This window comes from Xenophilus azovorans DSM 13620, assembly GCF_000745855.1.
Classification (GTDB): Bacteria; Pseudomonadota; Gammaproteobacteria; order Burkholderiales; family Burkholderiaceae_C; genus Xenophilus; species Xenophilus azovorans.
Genome location: NZ_JQKD01000111.1, coordinates 1 through 4436 on the forward strand (window position 1 = coordinate 1; position 4436 = coordinate 4436).

The following is a 4436-nucleotide window of genomic DNA, read 5'->3' on the forward strand; positions in this document are numbered from 1 at the left end:
CATAGCGACCGCGGGGCGCAATATGCGAGCGGGCGCTACCGGGCGCTGGCGGCCGATCTGGGCATCACGATGTCCATGAGCAGGAAGGCCAACGCCTGGGACAACGCGCCGATGGAGAGCTTCTTCAAGACGCTGAAGGTCGAGCGCATCTACCAGGTACGCTACGACACGCGTGCGCAGGCCAGGCTGGACATCGTCGACTGGATCGAGGGCTGGTACAACCGTCAGCGCCTGCACTCGGCCAACGGATTCCTCGCCCCTGTGACCTGGGAGAACGCCCAGTTGGCTGCATGACTTGATGTACGTGGAAACGAGGCAGGGTCAACACTGCTGGTTGACGCCCTCAAACAGACCTATGCGCTGCCGGATCTCTTGACGGAGTTGGGCCTTGCCCGCAGCTCGTACTTCTATCATCGCGCGCGCCTGCAGATTGCGGACAAATATGCGGGCGCACGCCGAGCGATTGCAGACATCTTCGAACTCAATCACCGATGCTACGGTTACCGCCGGATCCAGGCGGTGCTGAACAGGCAGTGCGTGCGCTTGTCAGAGAAGGTGGTCCAGCGCTTGATGAAGCAGGAGTGCCTGGTCGTCGCAAAGCCGAGGCGGCGCCGATACGGCTCCTACCTGGGAGAGATCAGCCCAGCGCCAGAGAACCTCGTCAATCGCGACTTTAAGGCTGCTGCCCCGAATGAGAAGTGGCTCACCGACATCTCGGAGTTCCAGATTGCCGCCGGCAAGGTGTACCTGTCACCGATGATCGACTGCTTCGATGGTCAGGTCGTCAGCTGGTCGATCGGCACGCGACCGGACGCTGAGCTTGTGAACACGATGCTGGACGCAGCCATCGAGACGATTCCTGCCGACAGCGAAAGGCCTGTCGTGCACTCCGATCGCGGAGCCCACTACCGCTGGCCTGGATGGCTATCACGCATCGCAGATGCCAAGCTGATTCGATCGATGTCACGCAAGGGCTGCTCGCCTGACAACGCCGCTTGCGAAGGCTTCTTCGGTCGATTGAAAACGGAGATGTTCTATCCTCGCGACTGGCGGGCAACAAGCATCGACCAGTTCACCAAGGCTCTGGACTCATACATCCGCTGGTACAACGAGAAGCGGATCAAGATCTCCCTCGGTGCTCTCAGTCCGGTTGAATATCGGAAGAGCCTGGAGATCGCGGCATAACCCAGTCCAAGAATTCCGCCGCACCCCCCTTGTTGTCGATCCCGATCGAGGCCGGCACTACCCAAAGTGGCATCGAACTGCATTCCGGCATTGCGCGCCACTACCCCCGCGTCTACGGCAACCTGGTGCGTGACCCGGCGAACTGCGGTGACACCGGAATCATCCTGGTCCATCCGATGTCCAATTTCCTGGGACACCATCTGCTGGAGCCGATCGCGCGCAGCGGCACGCCGGTCATCGGGCTGAACACCCGCTACGCCGGATACGACGCCGCGGTGATCCTGGAGAACTGCCTGATCGACGTCGGTGCCGCCATACGCTGGGCGCGCCGGGAGCTGGGCTGGCGCAAAGTCGTGCTTTGCGGCTTTAGCGGCGGGGGGGCCGCTGGTCGCCTATTTCCAGCGGCAGGCGGAATCGCCCAGCGTGACCTGCACGCCTGCTGGCGACCCACCCGATTTCACAAGGACTCGCCTGCCCAAGGCCGATGCGATCCTGCTCATCGCCTCGAGCAAATCGCGCAGCCACATCCTGCAAAGCTGGATCGACCCCTCGCTCACCGACGAACGCGACCCCGATTCATGCGACCCGTACTTCGATCTCTATGCGCCGGGCCGCAAGGTTCCCTACGACCGAGGCTGGATCGAGGAATACCGCGCTGCGCAGATGCGCCGCATGCTCAGGATCGACAACTGGGTGGTCTCGGAACTCGAGCGGCTGGGGAAGCAGGGCATCCGCGACCGCGCTTTCGTCGTGCACCGCACCGTGGCCGATCCGCGCCTTGTGGACATGACGCTGGAGCCGAGCGAGCGTGAGCCAGGCAGCATCTATGGCGATCCGCGCATCGCCAACCAGGCAACCGGCCCGATGGGTCGATACAGTGCGCTGCGCAGCTGGCTGAGCGTCTGGAGCCCAGTGCATTCGAACGGCGATGCATTGAAGAATTTGCCGCATGTGAGGAGCCCGGTCGCCATCATGTCGCTGACCGCCGACCAGGGCTCGCTGGTGACCGACGGCTGGGCGTTGCGCGATGCCGCGCCGGGCTGCACCTTCATCGAACTGAAGGGCTACAACCACTATTTCCTGAACCAGCCAGACGCGCCGGATGTGGCGATCGCCCACATCAAGGGCTGGATGCGGGAACAGGAGCTGGCATGAGCAGCTCGACGGCTATCGCTGCGGCTGTGGCGCCGCCTGCATCCATCCCCGCCGAGTTCCTCTTCACGCTCTCGCTGGACATTGCCTGGGCGCACGACATCGGCGCGACGCCTCTGGGTCACAAGCGTTTCGCTGGCATCGCCGGTGGCCGATTTGAGGGCACAAGGCTGCGCGGCGTGGTCTGCGCGGGCGGCAGCGACTGGATCCAGGTTCGACCCGACGACATCCGGCAGGTCGATGTGCGCATCCTTCTGCAGACGCACGACGGTGCGCTGATCGCCATGCGTTACGAGGGCTATCGCCTTCCCGCGGCGCAGACCGAAACCGGCCTCGCCGGCCACAGCGAGCATGCCTATCGCGTCGCGGCACTGTTCGAGTGCGCCGATGCGCGCTACGCCTGGTTGAACGGCACATTGGCCGTGGGCCTGGGTACGCGCGTGCCGCCGGCCGGACCCGTCTATGAGGTCTTCTCGGTGCGCTGAAGGCCCGTGGCTCATTCATTCAAATTCTAGGAGACAAGCATGCGAAGAAGAGATTTCAATCTGGCCATGCTGTCGGCCGCCGCCCTGGCCGCCCACGCGCAGCCCGCGGCTTGGCCGTCGCGCCCGCTGAAGCTGATCGTGCCCTTCCCGGCCGGTGGACCCACCGATGCGATCGCGCGCGCCCTGGCGGAACAATTGCGCGCGGGGCTCGGACAGCCCGTGGTCGTGGAGAACAAGGCCGGCGCGGGCGGCAATATCGGCATCGGCGAGGCGATGCGCTCGCCGCGCGATGGCTATACGCTGGCGCTCATCACCGCGACGACCTCGGCCATCAATCCCACGCTCTATGCGCAGTTGCCCTATGACGCGGAGAAAGACGTGGCGCCGATCTCGGTGTTCGCGCGCTGCGGCTATGTGCTGGTCACGCGCAACGGTCTGCCGGACACGTTGTCCGCGCTGGTCGCTGCCATCAAGGCCAAGCCTGGGTCGTTCAATGGTGCCTACGCCAGCACCGTGAGCCAGGTCGGCAACGAGATGCTCAAGAAGTCCTATGGACTGGACTTCGTGAACGTGCCCTACAAGGGCGATGGCGAGGTGCTGAACGCGCTGATGGCCGGCGACGTCGACTTCTACTTTACCGTCTCGCCCTCGCTCGGGGCCCTGGTGGAGGCCGGCAAGATCAAGGCGATCGCCGTGGCCACGCCGCAGCGCAATACGCTGGTGCCCAACACGCCGACCTTCGGCGAAGCGGGCTCTCCCGATTTCTTCGACATGACGGCCTGGTACGGCATCGCAACGCAGGCCGGCGTGCCCGACGAAATCGTCAACCGCCTCAACCGCGAGATCGCCAAGGTGGTGGCAACGCCGGAATTCGGCGCGCGACTGAAGGCAATGGGCCTGGTGGCGGCGCGCAACACCTCTGTGCAGGCTGCGGACATGGTGCGCAACGACCGCTTGCGCTGGCAGGACCCGATCCGGTCTTCGGGCGCGGCGGTTCAGTAGCGCTGCGCAAGCTGATGGTTGCCGCATCCAGCATTGGACCGAGGCGCCTGCCGTGCATGTTCATGCGCGGCGGCACCAGCAAGGCCCTGATGTTCCGTCGCCAGGACCTGCCGAAGGAGCGCAGGGACTGGGACGCGATCTTCATGGCGGCGATGGGCAGCCCCGATCCCTACGGCCGCCAGCTCGATGGAATGGGTGGTGGCGTCTCCTCGCTTTCCAAGGTCTGCGTGGTGGGCCCGCCGGGGCGCGACGACGCCGATGTCGACTACACCTTTGCGCAGGTCCAGGTGGGCGAGGCGCGCGTCAACTACGACATCAATTGCGGCAACATGTCTTCTGCCGTCGGGCCGTTCGCGCTGGCATGCGGGCTGGTTGCTGCCGCATCGGACGGCGAGCAGACAGTCCGCATTCACAACACCAACACGCGAAAGATCATCCACAGCACATTCGGGGTGCGCGCGGGCCGTGCCATGGAGCAAGGCGACTTGGCCATACCTGGTGTGAGCGGGCAGGGCGCTGACCCTGCCTCGTTTCCACGTACATCAAGTCATGCAGCCAACTGGGCGTTCTCCCAGGTCACAGGGGCGAGGAATCCGTTGGCCGAGTGCAGGC

The 4436-nt window shown here is 64.5% G+C and carries 5 protein-coding genes and 1 pseudogene; all 6 read left to right on the forward strand.

Annotated elements, in window-relative coordinates:
* The coding region (locus tag Q392_RS26200; protein ID WP_038215450.1) for an integrase core domain-containing protein at positions 1–294 on the forward strand (294 nt) is incomplete at its 5' end.
* A 30-nt stretch (positions 295–324) separates the two neighbouring features.
* Positions 325–1185 (forward strand): annotated as a pseudogene (locus tag Q392_RS26205) (IS3 family transposase); the annotation flags it as partial.
* A 423-nt stretch (positions 1186–1608) separates the two neighbouring features.
* The gene (locus tag Q392_RS33700; RefSeq protein WP_051953980.1) at positions 1609–2340 is read left to right on the forward strand and encodes a hypothetical protein; all 732 of its coding nucleotides are present in this window, start codon (positions 1609–1611) and stop codon (positions 2338–2340) included.
* On the forward strand, positions 2337–2822 hold the full coding sequence (locus tag Q392_RS26215; RefSeq protein WP_084217423.1) for a DUF3237 domain-containing protein: 486 nt from the start codon (positions 2337–2339) through the stop codon (positions 2820–2822). The genes Q392_RS33700 and Q392_RS26215 overlap by 4 nt, the downstream gene beginning before the upstream one ends.
* Before the next feature lie 66 nt (positions 2823–2888).
* Complete coding sequence (locus tag Q392_RS26220; RefSeq protein ID WP_051953981.1) at positions 2889–3824, forward strand: Bug family tripartite tricarboxylate transporter substrate binding protein; 936 nt, start codon at positions 2889–2891, stop codon at positions 3822–3824.
* 56 nt (positions 3825–3880) lie between these two features.
* The coding region (locus Q392_RS26225) for a PrpF domain-containing protein (RefSeq protein ID WP_281173466.1) at positions 3881–4436 on the forward strand (556 nt) is incomplete at its 3' end.

Bases quoted from the DNA above. Each gene is read 5' to 3' on its own strand.
- Q392_RS26215 (WP_084217423.1), top strand. From the start codon at position 2,337: ATGAGCAGCTCGACGGCTATCGCTGCGGCTGTGGCGCCGCCTGCATCC.
- Q392_RS26220 (WP_051953981.1), top strand. From the start codon at position 2,889: ATGCTGTCGGCCGCCGCCCTGGCCGCCCACGCGCAGCCCGCGGCTTGG.